At 45.8% G+C, this 18,830-nt stretch carries 15 protein-coding genes; 5 read left to right on the forward strand and 10 right to left on the reverse strand.

The window, feature by feature from the left end; all coding sequences use genetic code 11:
* Positions 1 to 33: 33 nt before the first annotated feature.
* From R7Z50_RS13500 to R7Z50_RS13515, 4 genes are all read left to right on the forward strand, one after another.
* The gene (locus R7Z50_RS13500; protein ID WP_053304243.1) at positions 34 to 330 is read left to right on the forward strand and encodes a LapA family protein; all 297 of its coding nucleotides are present in this window, start codon (positions 34 to 36) and stop codon (positions 328 to 330) included.
* Positions 331 to 348: 18 nt separating this feature from the next.
* Positions 349 to 1,524 carry a lipopolysaccharide assembly protein LapB gene (gene lapB, locus R7Z50_RS13505; RefSeq protein ID WP_005376665.1) on the forward strand — a complete coding sequence of 392 codons (1,176 nt, stop codon included), beginning with the start codon at positions 349 to 351 and terminating at the stop codon, positions 1,522 to 1,524.
* A gap of 84 nt (positions 1,525 to 1,608) precedes the next feature.
* A complete protein-coding gene (pyrF, locus tag R7Z50_RS13510) occupies positions 1,609 to 2,310 on the forward strand; it encodes an orotidine-5'-phosphate decarboxylase (RefSeq protein WP_017821659.1) in 702 nt (233 codons plus the stop codon).
* Positions 2,311 to 2,809: 499 nt separating this feature from the next.
* Complete coding sequence (locus tag R7Z50_RS13515) at positions 2,810 to 4,648, forward strand: extracellular solute-binding protein (RefSeq protein ID WP_005376669.1); 1,839 nt, start codon at positions 2,810 to 2,812, stop codon at positions 4,646 to 4,648.
* 61 nt (positions 4,649 to 4,709) lie between these two features.
* Here R7Z50_RS13515 and R7Z50_RS13520 read toward each other — a convergent pair whose 3' ends face one another.
* The 10 genes from R7Z50_RS13520 to dsrO all read right to left on the reverse strand — a co-directional run bounded on the left by R7Z50_RS13520 (position 4,710) and on the right by dsrO (position 16,798).
* The gene (locus R7Z50_RS13520) at positions 4,710 to 4,949 is read right to left on the reverse strand and encodes a hypothetical protein (RefSeq protein WP_005385812.1); all 240 of its coding nucleotides are present in this window, start codon (positions 4,947 to 4,949) and stop codon (positions 4,710 to 4,712) included.
* A gap of 206 nt (positions 4,950 to 5,155) precedes the next feature.
* Complete coding sequence (locus tag R7Z50_RS13525) at positions 5,156 to 5,929, reverse strand: hypothetical protein (RefSeq protein WP_031778929.1); 774 nt, start codon at positions 5,927 to 5,929, stop codon at positions 5,156 to 5,158.
* A 110-nt stretch (positions 5,930 to 6,039) separates the two neighbouring features.
* Positions 6,040 to 6,618 (reverse strand): membrane integrity-associated transporter subunit PqiC, encoded by a 579-nt coding sequence (locus R7Z50_RS13530; protein ID WP_042523078.1) that lies wholly within the window; start codon positions 6,616 to 6,618, stop codon positions 6,040 to 6,042.
* Positions 6,618 to 8,264 carry an intermembrane transport protein PqiB gene (gene pqiB / locus R7Z50_RS13535; protein ID WP_005376682.1) on the reverse strand — a complete coding sequence of 549 codons (1,647 nt, stop codon included), beginning with the start codon at positions 8,262 to 8,264 and terminating at the stop codon, positions 6,618 to 6,620. The genes R7Z50_RS13530 and pqiB overlap by 1 nt, the downstream gene beginning before the upstream one ends.
* Complete coding sequence (locus tag R7Z50_RS13540) at positions 8,257 to 9,588, reverse strand: paraquat-inducible protein A (RefSeq protein ID WP_318149124.1); 1,332 nt, start codon at positions 9,586 to 9,588, stop codon at positions 8,257 to 8,259. Before R7Z50_RS13540 ends, pqiB begins: the two co-directional genes overlap by 8 nt.
* 303 nt (positions 9,589 to 9,891) lie before the next feature.
* A complete protein-coding gene (locus R7Z50_RS13545) occupies positions 9,892 to 10,944 on the reverse strand; it encodes a c-type cytochrome (protein ID WP_005376684.1) in 1,053 nt (350 codons plus the stop codon).
* An 8-nt stretch (positions 10,945 to 10,952) separates the two neighbouring features.
* Positions 10,953 to 11,516: a c-type cytochrome gene (locus R7Z50_RS13550; protein ID WP_372059261.1), complete on the reverse strand. Its 564-nt coding sequence runs from the start codon at positions 11,514 to 11,516 to the stop codon at positions 10,953 to 10,955.
* A 277-nt stretch (positions 11,517 to 11,793) separates the two neighbouring features.
* Positions 11,794 to 14,886 (reverse strand): tetrathionate reductase subunit A, encoded by a 3,093-nt coding sequence (locus R7Z50_RS13555; RefSeq protein WP_318149125.1) that lies wholly within the window; start codon positions 14,884 to 14,886, stop codon positions 11,794 to 11,796.
* 17 nt (positions 14,887 to 14,903) lie between these two features.
* Positions 14,904 to 16,034 carry an NrfD/PsrC family molybdoenzyme membrane anchor subunit gene (nrfD, locus tag R7Z50_RS13560; protein WP_318149126.1) on the reverse strand — a complete coding sequence of 377 codons (1,131 nt, stop codon included), beginning with the start codon at positions 16,032 to 16,034 and terminating at the stop codon, positions 14,904 to 14,906.
* On the reverse strand, positions 16,031 to 16,798 hold the full coding sequence (gene dsrO, locus R7Z50_RS13565) for a sulfate reduction electron transfer complex DsrMKJOP subunit DsrO (RefSeq protein WP_176311085.1): 768 nt from the start codon (positions 16,796 to 16,798) through the stop codon (positions 16,031 to 16,033). Before dsrO ends, nrfD begins: the two co-directional genes overlap by 4 nt.
* A gap of 180 nt (positions 16,799 to 16,978) precedes the next feature.
* Here dsrO and R7Z50_RS13570 point away from each other — a divergent pair, with 180 nt between their 5' ends.
* Positions 16,979 to 18,814, forward strand: coding sequence for a sensor histidine kinase (locus R7Z50_RS13570; protein ID WP_170897268.1), 1,836 nt, complete (start codon positions 16,979 to 16,981; stop codon positions 18,812 to 18,814).
* Positions 18,815 to 18,830 lie beyond the last annotated feature (16 nt).

Genomic DNA, 18,830 nt, shown 5'->3' on the forward strand with positions numbered 1-18,830 from the left:
CTTACCGACTTACTCCTAGAAGGGTGATGTAACATGAAAATTATAAAAATCGTTGCTGTTTTAGCTCTCTTTTTAATTGCATTGGCGTTAGGTTCCCAAAACCAAGAGCTCGTGACTTTTAACTATCTTCTAGCAAAAGGAGAGTTCCACTTATCTACGCTATTAGGTGTAGTATTTGTGGTTGGCTTTGCTTTAGCGTGGGTTACCTTTGGTAGCATCCAACTGAAAACTCAGCTACAGGTCCGTCGTTTAAAGAAAAAACTGAAAAAGTACGAACCAACTGAATCAAACAACGCTGCTGATAAGCCAGCCATTGAAAAACAGGCATAAGGATAAGGCTTAACTTTAATGCTTGAACTACTCTTCTTGTTGTTGCCTATAGCTGCTGCGTATGGCTGGTATATGGGGCATCGCAGCGCTCAGCAAGACAAGCAGAAGCAATCTCATCAAATCTCTCGTCAGTATATGACGGGTCTTAATCTGTTGCTCTCTGACCAATCAGATAAGGCTGTCGATCACTTTATTGAATTGCTCCAAGTTGATAACGAGACCATCGATACTCACCTTGCGTTGGGTAACCTGTTCCGGTCTCGTGGTGAAGTCGACCGCGCAATCAGAATTCACCAAAATCTTATTTCTCGTTCAGGCTTAACACTGGACCAAAAGAACCTCGCCCTTCAACAGTTAGCGAAAGACTACATGGTCTCAGGTTTTCTTGATCGTGCAGAGAAAATCTTCGAACAGTTAGTCGAAGAGCCAGATTACAAAGAGGCGGCTCTTCAACAATTAGTGACCATTTATCAGCAAACACGAGAATGGGAAAAGGCGATTTATTACGCGAACCAATTGGCTAAGTTAGGTAATAAACGCTCAAGGATGCGTGCAAATATTGCCCATTTTTGGTGTGAAATAGCCATGCTCGACCAAGCTGATGGGAATACTAATAAGGCAATACAGCATTTTAAAAAAGCGTTAGCGGAAGACCCGAAGTGTGTTCGAGCAAGTATTGCTTTGGGACGAATTTATCTAGAGTCTGAAGACTATAAGCACACCATCAAATATCTGACAGGGGTACTTGAGCAAGATAAAGACTTTATCAGTGATGTCTTGCCAACTATTGCAGAATGCTATCATCATCTGGGTCAGGAAGATGAACTTGTCGAGTTTCTGCGAGCTTGTATTGATAAGAAAGCTGGCGTATCAGCCGAGTTGATGTTGGCTCAATTAGTTGCTCATCACGAGAACGTTGGGGCTGCTCAAGAGTTACTGACGAAACAATTGCTGAAAAACCCAACCATGAAGGGCTTCTACCGTTTAATTGACTACCACATTGCAGAAGCAGAAGATGGTCGAGCGAAAGACAGCCTATCAACACTACAAGCGATGGTGGGTGAACAGTTAAAAGTGAAACCACATTACCGATGCCGGAAGTGTGGATTTTCTACCCATTCCCTTTATTGGCATTGTCCGTCCTGTAAAGGATGGGGGACGATCAAGCCAATCCGCGGATTGGATGGTGAATAATTCTTAATGCAGCTGGCAGAGTTTCTGTCCGCTGCATTTTTTTAACTTTTTATTTAATAAGAACCAAAACAGTTAGGAGATGAAATGATCGACCAAAAAGTTATTGTCGCACTGGATTATGATAACCAAGCAGATGCACTTGCGTTTGTAGATAGAATTGATCCTGCGTCATGCCGACTAAAAGTTGGCAAGGAGATGTTTACGCTATTTGGTCCTGATTTTGTACGTGAACTCCATAAACGTGGTTTCTCGGTATTCCTAGATTTAAAATTTCACGATATTCCAAACACCTGTTCGAAAGCAGTTCGCGCTGCGGCTGAAATGGGTGTATGGATGGTGAACGTACACGCGAGCGGTGGTGAGCGTATGATGACGGCATCACGTGAAATTCTTGAGCCATATGGTAAAGATCGTCCACTTCTTATCGGTGTAACGGTACTAACCAGTATGGAACAAAGTGATTTAGCTGGTATTGGTTTGAATGTTGCGCCTCAGGAGCAAGTGATTCGTCTAGCAACCTTGACCAAAAACGCGGGCTTAGATGGTGTCGTATGTTCAGCGCAAGAGTCCTCACTACTGAAGAGCGAACTAGGCCAAGAATTTAAATTAGTGACCCCTGGTATTCGACCTGCTGGTTCAGAACAAGGTGACCAACGCCGTATCATGACGCCAGTAGACGCTATCCAATCAGGTTCAGATTATCTTGTGATTGGTCGCCCTATCACTCAAGCGTCAAATCCTGCAGAAGTGCTGAAGTCGATCAATGAGAGCTTATCTAAAATGTAAGCACTGTCTCGATTGTATGGAGAAAAGTGAGGCTAAGATGCCTCACTTTTTATATCGAATGAAAATACTGATCGCGGTAAACAACCATTCCTTTTAACCAGCTATGTCTGATCATTTACTCGCTGTAACTGGTATATCGGGGCCAATTGAGATAAAGGTTCTGCGGTTTATTCTGAGTAAAGTAGGGCTTGGTACTATGCTGATCACACTTTTGTAACATAACTCACTGTGATGCCTCGAAAATGCAATCATGTGTTATTGATGGCTTGCGTTACAAATATCTAAAGAATACTATGGCGAAGATGCATTCACTGCGTTGTAAGGTCTAGGATGACCTAGTGAAACTCTTTGAAATTAATATAGAAGCTGGCAGGACGTCACTTCATATTACGTTCCTATTATTTCCTATCTGCGTATTTTAAATCGCAGCTTTCTGTGAGCTTTCACACGCTGTCTTCCTTGTTACGACCTTAGTGCGCAAACACAACAAGGAAGAAACATGACTAAAAAACTGCCATTTTCAGTACTAGCAACACTGACCGCTGCCAGTTTTCAACTGAGTGCGGCAGAATTGCCAGCTGATATCGAATGGATTTCAAACAACAACGAACCTCTATTTGCCTCTGAAGAAGCGGTACGAGGTGGCACCTATCGCACTTACATTCAGAGCTTTCCGCAAACATTACGAAGTGTTGGTCCAGATGCGAACTCAGGTTTGCGCCAATACTTAATGGATGGTTCACCAAAACTGGCTCAGCGTCATCCAAATACTGGCAAATGGATCCCTCAACTTGCTAAGTCATGGGCATTTGGAGAGGACAACAAAACCGTATTCTTTAAACTCGACGAAACGGCCGAGTGGTCAGATGGTGAAAAAATTACAGCAGATGATTACGTCTTTATGATGAAGTACTACACGTCAAAAGACATTATCGACCCGTGGTATAACGACTTCTTCACAAACAGTATTGTGAGTGTTGAAAAAATTGATGACTACACGATCAAAGTCAATCTTGCTGTAGCTCAAAGTCATGACTCACTTATGGTTATGATTAACATGCCAAGTAATGGTTTTCAGCCTCGTCCTGAACACTTCTTTGAAGGAGAAAAGGACGCAAATAACGATGGCATGCCTGATAACTTCGTCAGAAAGTTTAACTTTAAATCTGAGCCAACCGCAGCGCCTTACTACATTGATCAAGTGAAGAAAGGTAAGAGCGTGACATTCAAACATGTCGGTGAAGATTGGTGGGGATACAACAACCGCTACTATAAAAACCGTTATAACGTTGAAAAGGTTCGCATTAAGGTGATTCGCGATCCTGATATTGCCATGAAGCACTTTGAGAAAGGCAACTTAGACTACTTTGAGATGGTGCTACCAAGCTTTTGGCATGACAAAACCAATAGTGATGTGTACAAAAAAGGCTATATCCAAAAGTACTGGGGCTTTAACGAAGCACCGCAAGGAGCAGGTGGTCTTTGGATGAACACAGCGATGCCGATGTTGGATAACCTAGAAGTGCGTAAAGGTGTTATGGCAGCCACTGACTATGACGGCATGATTGAAAACATCATGCGTGGAGATTATTCACGTAAACCGCATGGACTCGGCTTTGGTCATGGCGAATACGATGATCCTAACAATACACCGCCAAAGTTTGATGCTGATGCGGCGGTTAAACACTTCGAAAAAGCGGGCTTTGACAAAGTGGGCGCAGATGGTATTCGTATTAACGACAAGGGCCAACGCTTGAGCTTTGCTATCACCTATGGATACAACTCTTGGACACCGCGTATTGCATACCTGAAAGAGCAAGCGAAACTTGCTGGTCTTGAGTTCACGTTAAACTTGGTGGATGGCTCATCTGCGTTTAAATACATTCTTGAGAAAAAGCATCAGCTAGCGTTTTTGAATATGGGCTCTGGTGAGATCCCTGCGTATTGGGAATACCTACACTCGGATAATGCAAATCGACCACAAACGAATGCTCACACCAACTACAGCAGCCCTGAGCTAGACAAGTTAATTGAAGCGTATGATTCTGAGTTTGATCAGGAGAAGCGTTACGACTTGTCGCATCAAATCCAAAACTATGTCAGCAAAGCGAACATCATCGTTCCTGGCTACATGGTGCCTTATTCTCGAGTTGCTCATTGGCGCTGGGTTAAAATTCCTAAAAACGGCATGACAAAAGCGACAGAATGGGTGCTTCATCCAATGGATATCGGTAATTTCTGGATTGATAACCAAGTAAAAGAAGAGACAGAGGAAGCGATGGACGAGGGTAAAACCTTCCCAGAATTAACGGTAATTGATGATCGTTACAAATTGTAAATCAGTAGTTTAGATAGAAAATGATAGCCCCGGTAATGAATTTTATCGGGGCTTTCTTTTTTTACTTAATAAGGTAAGACACTTCTAAAAGGTAGGTTTTTGCATCACCAAGCAAAGAGAAAGCTTTATCGATGGTTTTAAATCGATCATCAAGCGAGTCGCTTGATATCAGCTGGCTGAATGTTTGTAACGAGAAAGCTTCGTTTGCTTTGAAGAACTGATGTACGTTTTCAAGCTGCACTTTATGAATATGCTCCACCTTATTTAGGGCGGTGGTTAAATCGGAAATGTTAATCGACATTGCTACTCGGGAACCTTATCAACAAGACCTATATGAGGTCATAGAGTGGGGTTTTATATTTTGCGACAGAGAGTAACACCGAAGAGCAATTTATAGTCTGATGAAGATCAATTTGCCTTATTTAAGCATCTGTAACGTGGCACTAGACGTGTACCTAGAGTTGGTACAAGTTACAACGCTTGAATATAGGCTAGGGTTCAACCTAATCAAAAGTAAAAGCCAAGTCCGACTAAAAGCCCTTGAGAAGCCGTATCATATTCAAATACCTCTTCATTTTTGTAATCGACCCAGGTCGACTTGTAAGCTAAGTTGAGATCAGACCACTCGTTAAAGCTATAACGAACACCAGTTTGAATGGCATAAGTGAAGTGAGTATCGTTGCCAAGTCCGGCGTCGATGCTGGCATGAAATCGCCAGTTTTCGCTCAATTCATCAATGAGTCGCAAGCCAACTAAAAAATCGACCCAATCTTCTTGTAATGACAGTCTATCTTCTAGTACCCGGTTGTCATTACGATACAGCTTGCCGGTGATGTCATTGTCCCACCAACGTAATCCAAACATATAATCCAGTTTACCAAATGAATATTGTTCGCGTTGGAATGCCTTTGCTTCTAGAACACCTTGCCGTATTTCGATGTCCGCACGATAACGAGCGTTAGGCAGAGCGCCCTTGATATTATTAACATCACCACTTAAGTTCATGAAACTATAATCTATGTAGTAGCCCCACTTACTTTGGTAAATACTCTCGAATCGCAACATCGCCCCAATATCGAGGTGGTCTACGATGAACTTAGGATCGACATCCACCTCTGATGAAAAGCGACCAATACTGGTATCCCCGTGGATATTCAGTCCTAGCATGTACACTTCTATGCTATTTCGCCAACGAGATTCTTGTGTCTCGGCTGAGAGCGCTACTGATGTAGGTAATACAAGAATGAGTGAGGAGAGTGATAGCAGGTTACATGGTTTCATCCAATTTCCTTTTCGGCTTTTCGGCTTTTCGTCAGCTTTCAGCTTAGTAGAAGTCGCTACACTCTGCATAAAAAAGGGAAGCAACTTGCTTCCCTGTAATTAACATTGACTTAGAGTTGTTTGGCAATGTCTGAGGTTAGGCTTTCTAAGCCTATGGATAAAGCGTTGACGAGCGCTTCATAGCCTTCATCTTGAAGCGGCTGTGAGATTTGTATTGGCGCACTGTTTTCGACCTTACCTTCGGCATTAATGAGTAACCATTCTCCCTCAATTTCGATATTACCTTTGTAGCTGCCATTAAATTTATTTAACGTAAGCTGTAGTTTGGCTTCACCGCTTTGATCCAACAGATTATTCATTTCAGTCGGCCAGTAATGACTTTGCTTTTGACGTAGTTCCGCGACAACTCTCTGAGTGATTTGCTCAGAAATACTGTGCGCCCATTGATTGTGTTTTGCCTGAATAACTTGGGTCTCAGAGGTTCGATAAACAATGCCATTATCATTCAAATAACTCGCCAATGTCACTGGACGAACAACTAAAGTTGGGCGCTGAGCGATATCAGAAGAGCTCAGCGTCACTGGTTCCGCCTTAGGTAGAAGGTACATAGCTCCTTTAGTTTGCGGAGCGCTACTGCAACCCGTTAGACCGACAAATAGCGCGATAGACAGAAAGAATACTCGTTTCATTAGTTTTGGCCTTTAACTGGTATTGGGTCACTGATTTCATCTTCTCCAAACACGAGAGAGTTTGGCTTTTCGTTTAGCTGTTTAAGTACGGGTTTAAACTCTGTCATCACGCTTTCTAATTCTTTTAGCGTGGCTTCCATTTCGCTGTACATGGTTGAGTTGGGCCCATAACCATCGAGTGTTTTTTGTAATTGCTGTAAGCTTTGGCGAATATCTGTTGGGATCTCTTGCGTCTCTTTTTGATTCAAAAGTTTATCAATACTGTCCGCCACGCGTTCTGCTGAAGCTAACGTTTTTTCAGACGTTTTTAACGTTGAATTGAGAGAATCTAGCGTTTCTTCCATCGGTAAGTTATTAATCTTATTTAGGAAGTCGTTCACTTGGCGCTGAACCTGCGCAAAACCACCACGCATGGTTGGGAAAACATCTAAATCAGCAAACTTACTCGGTACGTAAGGCTCGTCATTTGGATAGAAGTCGGCGTCAACATACAGTGCGCCTGTTAATAAGTTACCTGTTTTTAAAGTACCACGTAGGCCTTTAGCAAACTCACTCTTCAATTTATCTTTTAACATTGGTAAAGATTGGGATTGGAAATCGCCATAAACACGGCCGAGCTCGATACGTACCAATACAGGGATTTTTTTCGCAGAAAAGTTCTCTTCTGGGGTTGGAAGTCGCATTGGTACACGCATCACAGTACCAATTCTCAAGCCTCGATATTCGACAGGTGCCTTACGTTTAAGTCCTCGTACCGATTCATCAAAAAGCATAACGAATTCAATATAATCATCGTACATGCCTTCTCGAAGTTGTTTAATATCATCGTACAAGCGGAAGTTGACCATATTTTCAGTGAGCTGTTCACCGGATTCAAGACCTGGAACGGTATCGAAGGTAACACCACCCGTTAGCATGCTCTCTAATGAGCCAAACTTGACTTCGAACCCTTCAGCGTTGAGCTGTAAATCTACGCCAGAATTCAGCCAGAACTTGGTACGAGTGCGCACTAAGCTGTCATAAGGCTTGAAAATAAAGAGTTGGTATAACGCTTTGCGAGTGTCAACATCAAAGCTGGTTTTCTCTACACGACCAACCGTAAAGCCTTTATAAATGACGGGGTCACCAACGCCTAGCTTACCAGCCTCGCGGTGTGTTAACACAAGGCGTAACCCCTCTGCATCAGGAGAGGCGACTGGGGGAACATCTAAGACCGTAAAGCGCTCTTTCTCTATCTTAGATTTACCCGGCTGAAGTTGGATATAAGCGCCAGAGAGCAAGGTCTCTAAACCTGAAACGCCATCACGGCCAATACGAGGCTTCACAACCCAAAACATGGTGTCATCTCGCAGCATGCGTTCTGCATCCTTGTTCATTTGTGCCTTAGCGATGATGTGATCGTAATTTTCACTGAGAGTGACTTCAGTAATCAGTCCGACTTTTACATTCAATGCTCGGATTTCGGTTTTGCCAACCTCAATCCCATCTGCGGTTGGCAGTTGGAGAGTAATTTGTGGGCCTGTACTGTTGATATATTGGAACAGCATCCACGCTCCCATGGCTAGCGCAAGGATCGGGACAATCCATATCGCAGAAATCTGCTTTTGCGGTTTTATTTGAGCGGTTACGTTGTTCTCATCACTCATATTTGGCTTTCTCGTTTAAGTTGTCAGAAATCGGCTCCTGCACTTCGTTTTGTGGCAATTGCCACAACAAACGTGAGTCAAATATCATTGCAGAAAGCATAGTAAAAATGACCACTGCCGCGAAAGAGAGCGCAGCAGGACCTGGATAAATCGCCATTAAGTTTTGCAGCTGAACCAGTGCAACTAAGATCGCGACGACGAAGATATCGATCATGGACCAACGGCCAATAAACTCAGTTATGCGGTAGATCTTTAAGCGTGAAATACTCTCTTCGTGCGGAAGATATCGCGCTTTTTTCGCATTGTAATACAGCCACGCGAGTGCCAGCATTTTCGCCATTGGAATAAATACGCTAGCAAAGAAAATTACCATCGCAATAGGGTAAGAACCTAAATGCCAAAGCAATATTACCCCCTCCATGATAGTCGAACCTTCTGCATGTCCAAGGCTTACGGTGTACATCATAGGGTAGAGGTTCGCAGGGATATAGAAAATGATTGAAGCAAACAAAAGCGCCCAAGCTTTTTGTAAATTGTCTGCGGGGTTGTATTTGTGAATAGGGCTTTTACAACGAATGCAGTGTTGGTGTTTTTTAGCTTCAATAGGGTTGAGCTGGTGGCACGTATGACAACCAATATGGTTGTGGTTATGGTGCGTATCACCCTCTTTTACATCAGGTAGCTCGATAGCTGGAATAAAGTGCCCCCAGAGCCAGCTTTTGTCGACCATTGATATGCATTTGACTACCAGAACGGTATATACACAAAACGCCCAGAATGAAGTGCCCATTCCTATGTCTGCGAGGGAAGCGATTTTAATTAAGCTGACCAACACGCCAATCAAAAATACATCCACCATTAACCAAGGTTCGACTCGAAACAGAAGACGGCATAAAACTTTTGCCATTCGTTGCTGCTTTTTAGAGGGGGTATGTTTACGTGCTTTTAATGCTTCAAGGTGAAGAAAGAGAATGAGACCAACATAGATTGCAGGCAAAACGATAACTGTTGCGAGTAGCAGCACACCCAAAAGCACATTTTGAAACTCAGCCAGCATTTTGGCAGCGTGCAACAAGGTGATTTCTTGCGACAACCCTTGCACGCTGAACGACATAAAAGGGAAAGAAATGCTTAGCACTAACATGATCAAACATGCCGATGATATGGCGATCACGCTTTGGTAAGGCTTGGCATTCACTTTAGTCAGCGAATGCGAACATCGAGGACATTGTGCTTTTTGCCCCTGTTCGATATCGGGAATGCGAACAACAAGGCCGCACTCTTCGCATGAAATTAACTGACGGGAATTAGGTTGAATACTCATCGGGTAGGTTTTAGATTCATTTGCTTTAAGAATACTCTTTTTTCACTAGGCACGCTTGTTTTGATTCAGGAGTTTACGAGTTTCTTACTTTTGGCATTAGAGGATATGGGAGATCTAAGACATAAACGAAGTCGCGTTTGGTACAAGATTTTACGGCGAAGATGAGTATGTTGGAAGTCGAAAATAATGTGATATTGCTTGTCTGTGGAGGGGGGTAATTACTTGTTTTTAAGGGTAAGTAACCCTGCCCAGATAATCAGAGCAGGGAAAAAGAGCATTTTATTTAAGGTACTTAGTTGTACTTTACTTGACCGTTCCGCTCTTAAAGGCATTGGAGCCGACTTGCGTACCGTTGAGCGTTTTGCCGTAATAGCCTTGGTGCTGGTGATATTTCTCCGCGTTTGCGGTGACATTGCCTTTGAATCGAGGATCTTGTGGACGCTCATGGCTGTTGACGTATGCTGCGACATCCCAAGCTTCTTGCTCTGTCAGCTGCACACTTTTCCCAAGCGGCATGTTTTCGTAAATAAAATAGGCCGCTGTGTTAATCCGGTGCATACCTGCGCCCCAGTTATACGCATATTCGCCCCAAAGTGGTGGAATGTATGAATGGTCGTTGGTGTCTTTGATGCCTGAACCGTCGGCGCGATGGCAAGTTTCACAGTTCTTTTCGTAGACCAATGCGCCTCGCTCTATTGATGGTTCTTGCTCAGGGGCGGCGATTTTTGGGTAGCCACGCCCAGAGAGATTACCCCGCTTTTCAATTGGTAATGCTTGTGCGATGGCTTCGGGCAACGGGAAGTCTTTTGCTTTTCCACCAATTTGCAACGTTTTTGCGTCTAGTTCTGGAATGGGTTCATCCGCCATACCATGTTTGTCAAGCAAGCCGCCCATCGCTAACCAGTAGGCGTAAGCACTAAGGGCAACAATTTCTGTCGAATCGTAAGCGGGCGCTTTACCGTTCATGGAATACTCGAAACAACCTTGGATACGGTCAGCATAGCTGTTTACGCGATCGTTTTTCTTACGATATGCCGGGTATGCCATGTAAGCTGCCCACAGTGGCGCAGCGTTTGCTTTTCGTCCTGCCTCCATATGGCAGTTCACACAGTTTTGTTCGTTGCCAACGTATTTTCCGCGCATTTGTTGTGAGTTAACAAAGAGCGAGTAACCGCGTTTTACTTGCTCACCAAATGCGGTGTTTGGGATTGTGCTGAGATCACGCGGTTTTAAGTATTCACCGTGCTTTTCTTTTTCTATCGCAGGTAGCTCTTTCTGGCGGTCCGGTAATGGAGCGTTAGCTAGTACGAGCGTAGAAATGAAAGGCAGTGCGAACAAAGAATAGAAACGTTTCATGACTGCTCCTAGTAACGTAATGAGGCAAAGTAGTAAGCAAGATTTTCGATCTCTTTGTCAGTGAGATTTTTTGCGATGGTCCCCATCATATTGAGCGGGTCGCCACTGCGAGTGCCGTTTTTCCATGCCATCAATTGCGTTTTTAAGTAATCAGCATGTTGGCTTGCGAGGCGAGGGAACTTGTCGACGCCCATACCGCTGGCTCCATGACAAGTTGCGCAAGCTGGAATATTTCTATCCCAATCGCCTTGGAAAATTAACTTACGATACGGGTTACGAATATCAGCTTGGTCGCCGCGTTGTTCTGGATTCGTGAACTCATAGCTCGGGAGGTTAGCAAAGTACTCCATAACTTCCTTACGGCCTGCGGGATCGCTGAGTTCCTTCGCCATGCCTTGCATGACCACATTTTGGCGTTCGCCACTAAGGAATAGTTCGATTTGAGTGTTGAGATAATTCGCGTTTAAACCAGCGATCATCGGCGCGATATTTGGCTGTCCCATGCCATCTTGGCCGTGACAACCGCTACATACGCTGGCTTTTTCCGGAATAGACGAGGCGCTTGCGCCCATAGTGGTTGCTAACAAACAGGCCACCACCACTGGAAGAATTTTTGACATGCTGACTCACTTTAATTTTTATTAATATGTCTAAGTGCTACTTGGTAGTCACTCGGACGATATTGTCGGCCTTGTCAATAATGAAAGGTATTGTGGATTTCCACATATTTAATAAGTGTAAATGGCCGTATTTGTTTTTATTGGTTGTTCTATAAGCTATAAAAACAAAGTGGTGAAGAGCTGCACAAATCGGCAGCTCTAAGTGGTAGAGACGTCTTAACGTGCGGCGTTACGCTTTGCGGATTTTGGCCGGCAAGGACTGACGTGCCGCCGCGCCCACTACCCAATCCAACAATACACCTTTACCTTCTCGGGTAGGATCAATTAAGCCAATGTCGTTAATGTTGACGCCATCTTGGCTGCGCGTTTTTACGGGTTGTTGTTTATCGCCGATCCAGTGCGAGCGTTGTCCTAGCTCGGTATGACCAAACCCATGTTCAAATCCGAGTGTGCCAGGGCGAATCCCGTTGACTATCATCGCAAGTGCTTTGGTGCTTGCAGATGGTGTCTCGATAACAAACTCATCACCCGTTTTAATGCCTGCGCGCTCGGCATCGATTGGATGGATGTACACTGGGTTTACGCCTTTAATCGAGTTCAACCTTGGCGATAGGTTGGATACCGCACTGTGAATGTTGGATTTAAAGTTCGTTAGGCTGAAAGGCCATTCTGAGCTTGGGAACTGGTCTTCCATTGGTGTGCCATCGGCCAGTTTTTGTGGATGCCATGTTGGGCAACCCGTGTAGAAATCACCGGTCATGGTGTTTCTTGCGCTGCCGACACGTTCATTCCATATCGCGACAGGTCGTGTCCATTTGTGCTTCATTTGCTCACCTTGATACGCTTCGGTTGCATTTTCAAAACGTCCACCGCGAGCAAAAATAAACGCCACACGTTTCATCTCATCCGCTGTCAGCGTCTTCTGCATGGCTGGCATTAAACGCTCTAGGCCGGACCACGCAATGTCTTCTGCCGAAACTTCAGGCACCCCGCCTTTCACATAAGCCAAGTTTGCCGCGGAACGTAAGTAGAAATCTTCAGCGCTGTGGAGAGCGTGCCAATTCCCTTGCGCATCTTGAATCGCGTTGTCACCAAAGCCGCCTAGTTGCATTTTCTTGGCGACATCAATCAAAAAGTTTTCTAAGCAAATTGAACGACCATCGGCGGTTTTCTCTGTTCGCGCTCCCACAATCGGCCAGCGAGCGGTGACGGTTTTCACCGGAACGTCGTGCCAAGGCGTTGCCATACCCCAGCTTTCGTAGGTGACCGTGTCCGGCACAATATAGTCCGACAATGCGGTGGTTTCGTTAATGAACGCATCAACAGACACAATCAAACCGAGTTGTTTTGGATCTTTAAGCTTGTCTTCCAGCAGCGCTTTCAAACCGGGTACACCATACATTGGGTTCGCCATGTGATTGATCCACGCTTTAACGCGGTATGGATAACCATCAATAGCCGCAGATAGGTGCTCTGTCAGCAGTGGCGCTGCAAACGGATACCAAGGTGCGCGAGTTGGGTAAGGGGATTTTCCTGCCTCAACGCGACGCTTGTATTCGCTGGTTTTGTGGTAGGGGAATTTACTGCGCGATAGAAAGACGCCTTTCGGGCCGACCTTACCCGCAAATTTGGTGAAGTCGTAACGAGGACCCGCAGCGGAAGTTGGGTAGCCACCCGCTTTGGCCATCGCGCCGCCTTTCATGTTGATATTACCAATCAATGCATTGAGCATCATGATGGTAAACGAGTTATAGAACCCATTGGTGTGCATGTTGCCACCGTGGGTATCGACCACCGCTTTTGTGCCGTAGCTGGTGAAGCGTTTCGCTAGTTCTGCGATTTGCTCAACAGGGATCTCACATTGTTTGCTGTAGAACGCAAGGCTGTATTTGAACGCCTCTTCTTTGAGCCTTTGTAGAGACGATTTTACTCGTACTTCGCCTGATGCAAGCGAAACCGTTTTATCGACAAACAGTGCCGCTTCTTCTGTCTGGGTATGCACACCAAATTCGCCGCTTTGATCATCCACGATGACGTACGGGTCGGAGTCAGACAACGCTTCGCCCTCGAATGGCAGATTCAAGTCCGACGCGCGTAAAAACGTGCCGTTTCTCGGGTGCTGATTATCGCTTATCACAAGATGCGTAGCATTACACCAGTGCGCGGTGCCGGCTCGTTTCATCGCGTTTGCCCCCGGCTGCGCCAAGAAGGTTTTGTTGTAGCGTTGGTTTTCGATGATCCACTGGATCATGCCAAGCACGAGGGCAGAGTCGGTGCCCGGTTTGATTGGTATCCAGCGGTTGTTGTCACCGGCGGCCAAGCTCGATGAACCCGCCGGCAAACTTGGCGTGATGATGGTGTATTCCAAGCTGCCTTCTGTTCGCGCATTGGCGAGTTGGCGCGCCTGACGCTTAAAAGGGTTACCCGCTTGAGCTGGCGACATACCGATGAAGATGATGTATTCCGCATTATCAAAATCTGGCTTTAAGTGTGCGTTCTTATCTAAGTCGTTCATAAATGCGCCGCTGCCAGCACGAAATGCATAGCCGCAGTAAGAGCCATGATGCCCAAAGTTACGTGTACCATAGCTGTTGAACGCGAAGCGTTTGAATATGTCGTCTCGGCCTTCGTTACCGGCGTTGGTCATTAACAATTGGTTGGCTTTCGGTCCATATTCTGGGTTTTCAGGATCTACGGGCGTTGTTAAATCGCGGATGTCGCGTAAGCCATCAACATGGCCTTCACCAAATAAATCACCACCTTCTACGATTTCTTCTATCAATTGCTCGTAGCTGATCGGAATCCATTTTCCTTCGCCGCGTTTGCCAACTCGTTTCAGCGGTTGAGTGATGCGGTACGGACTGTTGCGAATTTCTAGCATCCCGTTTCCACGTGCGCATGCTGTTGAACGACCGTCAAGGCCCGCTTCTCCTGCCAAACTTAAATAAGCATCTTTGACTGGCGTTTCGAACGGAATGTGTTGCTGATGAGAGAGTGGGTGATATGGGTTGCCAGTAATACGCAAAATATCGTCGCTGCGGTTATCAATGCGTACACGCAATCCGCACAGTGACCAACAACCAAAGCACATCGATGGCGCAACGCGCTGATTTGGATTAGGGATTAGGTTGCCTTTGCTGTTGACCGTGTACTCTGGTTCAAGCGAGTTACCGTGGTGAATATCACGCGTTTTTTCTCCCGCAGTGCCTTCGAGCGCACCTTCGACCATATGTTTGGTGGTGGTGGCGTAACCCGCAGCGAATGCGCCAAGCCCACCCACTGCAATGCCTGATTTCAAAAACTGACGGCGTTTGTTATCCATGATGAAATCCTCTTTGATTAGCGTTCAGTTAAGGTGAGTGATGAAGCTTTTACTTCGATATTTTGTTTTGGCTGAACCAGCTCCGAACCGAGCAGTGCCAGTGCAAGCCATAATCCGAGCATGCCGATAATGCCTATCCAGCCATTTCCATCCATAGTGAGTTGGTATGGATACAGCCCTGCATCGAACTTGGCGATGGTTTGCACTTCCATGATGGTAAACCAGCGAATCAGCCATGCACTTGCCAGTGCGGCAGCAGACACAAAACTGAGCCCTATGACGTGACGAAATCTGGCTGATGCGGACTTTTTGGTATCGCGCAAGAAGATGAAAGCGAGCAAAACACAACCTAAAACGACAAAAGTGAGCAGGGCAATGTTGTGCATCCATTGTTCGCTAGAATAGAGCGAAAATGCGGAATTGTTGGATGCCCAAATCGGTAGCAGTATCAGCGTTAATACACCGCTGGTAACCACTGATTTTTTAAGTAAATTAGTATCGCCAGATGTCAGTGTCTTTGACTGACTAGGCAGCAAGAGCCAAATCAACAGAGAAAATCCGACCGCGCTCATAAATGCAGTGACAAACCAAAGAACCGGCGACGCGGGTTGGTGCCATAAAGAGCGCGATTTAACGACTGCAATTTCAGCGCCTGTGTAGACTGCAATGGTGATGCCTGATAGCACCGTGATAACAGATACCATAAGCATGACTCTACGAGAGAGCGCCCAGTCACCCAGTGACAGCTTTGAGATTAGAGGCAGTACTTTCCCTGGCTGATTACGTAAGTTGATCAGATCCTCGCGGAGATACAGCCATGCAGTCACTACCGCTAAACCTGAGAAAACAGGCAAGAAAAGCGACCCTAAAGACATCCATGACCACGGAGTGATGTGTGCGTAAAAATGCCATGCTCGTCCCGGTTGGTGTAAATCACCAGTTAACGCTAATGGTCCCACGATGGCGCCTATGGCCAGCGTCAGAACAAGCGCAGCGCGCAGTCTGTGACTGGTGTGTTTTTCAAATAATAGGGCGATTAGGAACAAAACAGCAGCCGCATAAGCCGAACCGATGTAGAAGAAATACTGCACCGCCCACGGGAGCCAAGCCATCGCTTGAGGCTGGACTAACACTTCGGTGATGTTCATGCGCGATCTCCTTGTGGGTCGTAAATAGCAGGTTGTCCGTCGATGTGGCTGGTGAAGCGTTCATCCATGCCGATGTAAAACACGTGAGGCTTGGTGCCTTCATTGGGTTTTAGCACTTTGATATCGTCTTGGTGCTTCGCAATTAAGCGGCGAACTTCACTTGATGGATCATTCAAATCACCAATTACACGTGCTCCGCCAACACAGGTTTCCACGCAGGCAGGCAATAGACCTTTTTCTAGACGGTGAGCACAGAAGGTACATTTATCTGCGGTGAGGGTGTCTTCATTGATAAAGCGAGCATCGTAAGGGCAAGCTTGTACACAATACGCACACGCTACGCAGCGACTGTTATCCACCATGACGATGCCATCTTCGCGCTGAAAGGTTGCTTGAACCGGACACACTGCCACGCAAGGTGGGTTGTCGCAGTGGTTACAAAGGCGCGGTAGCATAAAGGCTTTTGCTTCTCGCGTGGCTGTAGAGCCATCATCTAACGTAACTTCGTATTGCTTTACGGTGGTTCGGAATTGACCGATAGGCACTTGGTTCTCGATGCTGCAACCCACAGTGCAAGCCTGGCATCCGACACATTTACGCAAATCTATCACCATGGCATAACGCTTCCCGACTTGTCCTTTTCGGTCAGCGGACTGGTTATTTCGAATAATGTTTCCCGCAGTTGCCGTGCCAATGCCAGCGACTGGAATTAACGCGGCTCCGGCTGTGACCGCGCTGAGAAAGCGACGTTTGGTGGAATCCATAACTCACCTGCTTTTTTTGTTGTATTTGAATTGACTGATTCCATTGTGAGAAATGCACTGCGAGGCTTATATTGTGGATTTCCACATACCCAGATCAAACTTGATCTAAAACAAATGTGGTTTACCAAGGGTAGCTGTTATTCTTGCTCCATTACTTTCGAAGGAACGATTCTACTCATCATGAACAAAACGCCACGGTTGCTTCAGTTTTGGGTTCTTTGCTTAGTTGCCTTTGCATCTTTGGCTCAGGGCGCAGTTTCTGAACAAGCAGATCTGCAAGGAATGCAAGAGCAAAAAGCAGAGCAGCCACAGGTCAAGAAAAAAGTCGAAGTGGGCGTGTTAGCGATACGTGGTCATCTTTATGCCGAGCAGAGATGGCAACCGACCATTGATTGGCTCAATCAGCAAATTTCCGATGTGCATTTTGTCCTTCATCCCCTTAACTTGGATGAAATGGGCGAAGCGGTGAAGTTTCAGACCATGGATTTCATCTTAACCAACCCAGGTCAGGCAGTGCGGTTGGGCAGGCAATACGCGCTGTCGTGGATGGCAACGCTAACCAGCAGAGCACCACAAAACTCGAATTACGGCATTGGTTCGGCGCTTGTGGTTCGAGCCAATTCAAGTTATCAAACGGTGCAAGATGTCTCTGGACGTCCCGTTGCGGCGGTATCAGAAAAAGCGTTTGGTGGTTATCTAACGATGCGCTATCAAATAGTCAAAATGGGGCTTAATCCAAACGATTTCTTTTCTGATGTCCGCTATCTTGGTTTTCCTATTGATGCCAACCTGTATCAATTACGTGATGGCAATGTGGAAGCGGCCGTTGTCCCTGCTTGTTTATTGGAACAGATGCTAAGTGAAGGGCTTTTACAACCGAGTAATTATCGAGTTTTAAATCAACAGCCGAACGAGCGCTCGTTATGCGCTGTTTCCACACCGCTTTATCCTAACTGGTCATTTGCCAAAACAGAGCGCGGCTCAGCTCAGATCGCCAAACAGATTGCGCAAGTATTGTTAGCGATGCCACCTGAACACCCTGCGGTTATTGCGGCAGGCGCGTCAGGTTGGACGTCCCCCGTCAGCTTGCTGAGCATCGACAAACTTTATCAGGCGTTGGATCTCCATCCGTTGCAACAACCTTGGTGGAGTGAGGCTCTACGCTGGCTGCGTAGTCATCAAGAATGGGCATGGGCGCTGTTCATGTTTGTGATTGTGTTGAACGCGTACCACTTTTGGCTTGAGTATCGATTTAGCAAGAGTAAGCAAGCGTTGGAGCAGACATCGTTACGATTAAAAGAGAAAAGTGAACAGTTAGAACATTCACAAAGGGTCGCGATTGTCGGAGAAATCGGCACTAGTCTTGCTCATGAACTCAATCAGCCACTGGCAGCCATTCGCAACTATAGTGAAGGCGGTTTACTTCGCTTGGCCAAAAAGCGCCCTCATGAAGATATTGTCCCTGTACTTGAGAAAATACAGGGCCAAGTTGAAAGAGCCGATGCAATTATTCAGCGATTAAGAACGTTGATTCGTAAGCGCAGTGTCGACAAAACGTCGTGCGATCTTCAAGTACTCATTGATGACACGATTGAGTTACTCCATTTTCGAATGCAGAAGCAAAACATTTCTATTGTGGCCAGTACAGAAGGGAACATTCGTCCATTACTTGTCGATGCAGTTGGCGTACAACAGGTTTTAGTTAATGTGATCAGCAACGCGATTGATGCGTGTACTTTGTTCCAAGAGAAATATCACTCATCAGGTTATCAAGGTAAAATTGCCCTGCATTGCGATTACCAAATCAGTCAACTCTCTATTCGAGTGTTAGACAATGGTACAGGGTTGCAGCAAGAGAATCCGACTCAAGCGTTTGTGAGTAGCAAAGAAGAAGGGCTTGGGCTGGGGTTAGCCATTTGTCGCGATGTGATGGAAATGCATGGTGGCGAGTTTGTCATCAGCTCGATAGCACCACATGGTTGTTTGGTTGAGCTTGTGTTTCCATATCAAAACTAATCTGAACTAGGCATAG

This window comes from Vibrio sp. 1249-1 (assembly GCF_033340495.1).

Coding starts and splice junctions, on each gene's coding strand:
- R7Z50_RS13500 (WP_053304243.1), top strand. CDS start 34: ATGAAAATTATAAAAATCGTTGCTGTTTTAGCTCTCTTTTTAATTGCA.
- lapB (WP_005376665.1), top strand. CDS start 349: ATGCTTGAACTACTCTTCTTGTTGTTGCCTATAGCTGCTGCGTATGGC.
- pyrF (WP_017821659.1), top strand. CDS start 1,609: ATGATCGACCAAAAAGTTATTGTCGCACTGGATTATGATAACCAAGCA.
- R7Z50_RS13515 (WP_005376669.1), top strand. CDS start 2,810: ATGACTAAAAAACTGCCATTTTCAGTACTAGCAACACTGACCGCTGCC.
- R7Z50_RS13520 (WP_005385812.1), bottom strand. CDS start 4,949: ATGTCGATTAACATTTCCGATTTAACCACCGCCCTAAATAAGGTGGAG.
- R7Z50_RS13525 (WP_031778929.1), bottom strand. CDS start 5,929: ATGAAACCATGTAACCTGCTATCACTCTCCTCACTCATTCTTGTATTA.
- R7Z50_RS13530 (WP_042523078.1), bottom strand. CDS start 6,618: ATGAAACGAGTATTCTTTCTGTCTATCGCGCTATTTGTCGGTCTAACG.
- pqiB (WP_005376682.1), bottom strand. CDS start 8,264: ATGAGTGATGAGAACAACGTAACCGCTCAAATAAAACCGCAAAAGCAG.
- R7Z50_RS13540 (WP_318149124.1), bottom strand. CDS start 9,588: ATGAGTATTCAACCTAATTCCCGTCAGTTAATTTCATGCGAAGAGTGC.
- R7Z50_RS13545 (WP_005376684.1), bottom strand. CDS start 10,944: ATGAAACGTTTCTATTCTTTGTTCGCACTGCCTTTCATTTCTACGCTC.
- R7Z50_RS13550 (WP_372059261.1), bottom strand. CDS start 11,516: ATGGGCGCAAGCGCCTCGTCTATTCCGGAAAAAGCCAGCGTATGTAGC.
- R7Z50_RS13555 (WP_318149125.1), bottom strand. CDS start 14,886: ATGGATAACAAACGCCGTCAGTTTTTGAAATCAGGCATTGCAGTGGGT.
- nrfD (WP_318149126.1), bottom strand. CDS start 16,034: ATGAACATCACCGAAGTGTTAGTCCAGCCTCAAGCGATGGCTTGGCTC.
- dsrO (WP_176311085.1), bottom strand. CDS start 16,798: ATGGATTCCACCAAACGTCGCTTTCTCAGCGCGGTCACAGCCGGAGCC.
- R7Z50_RS13570 (WP_170897268.1), top strand. CDS start 16,979: ATGAACAAAACGCCACGGTTGCTTCAGTTTTGGGTTCTTTGCTTAGTT.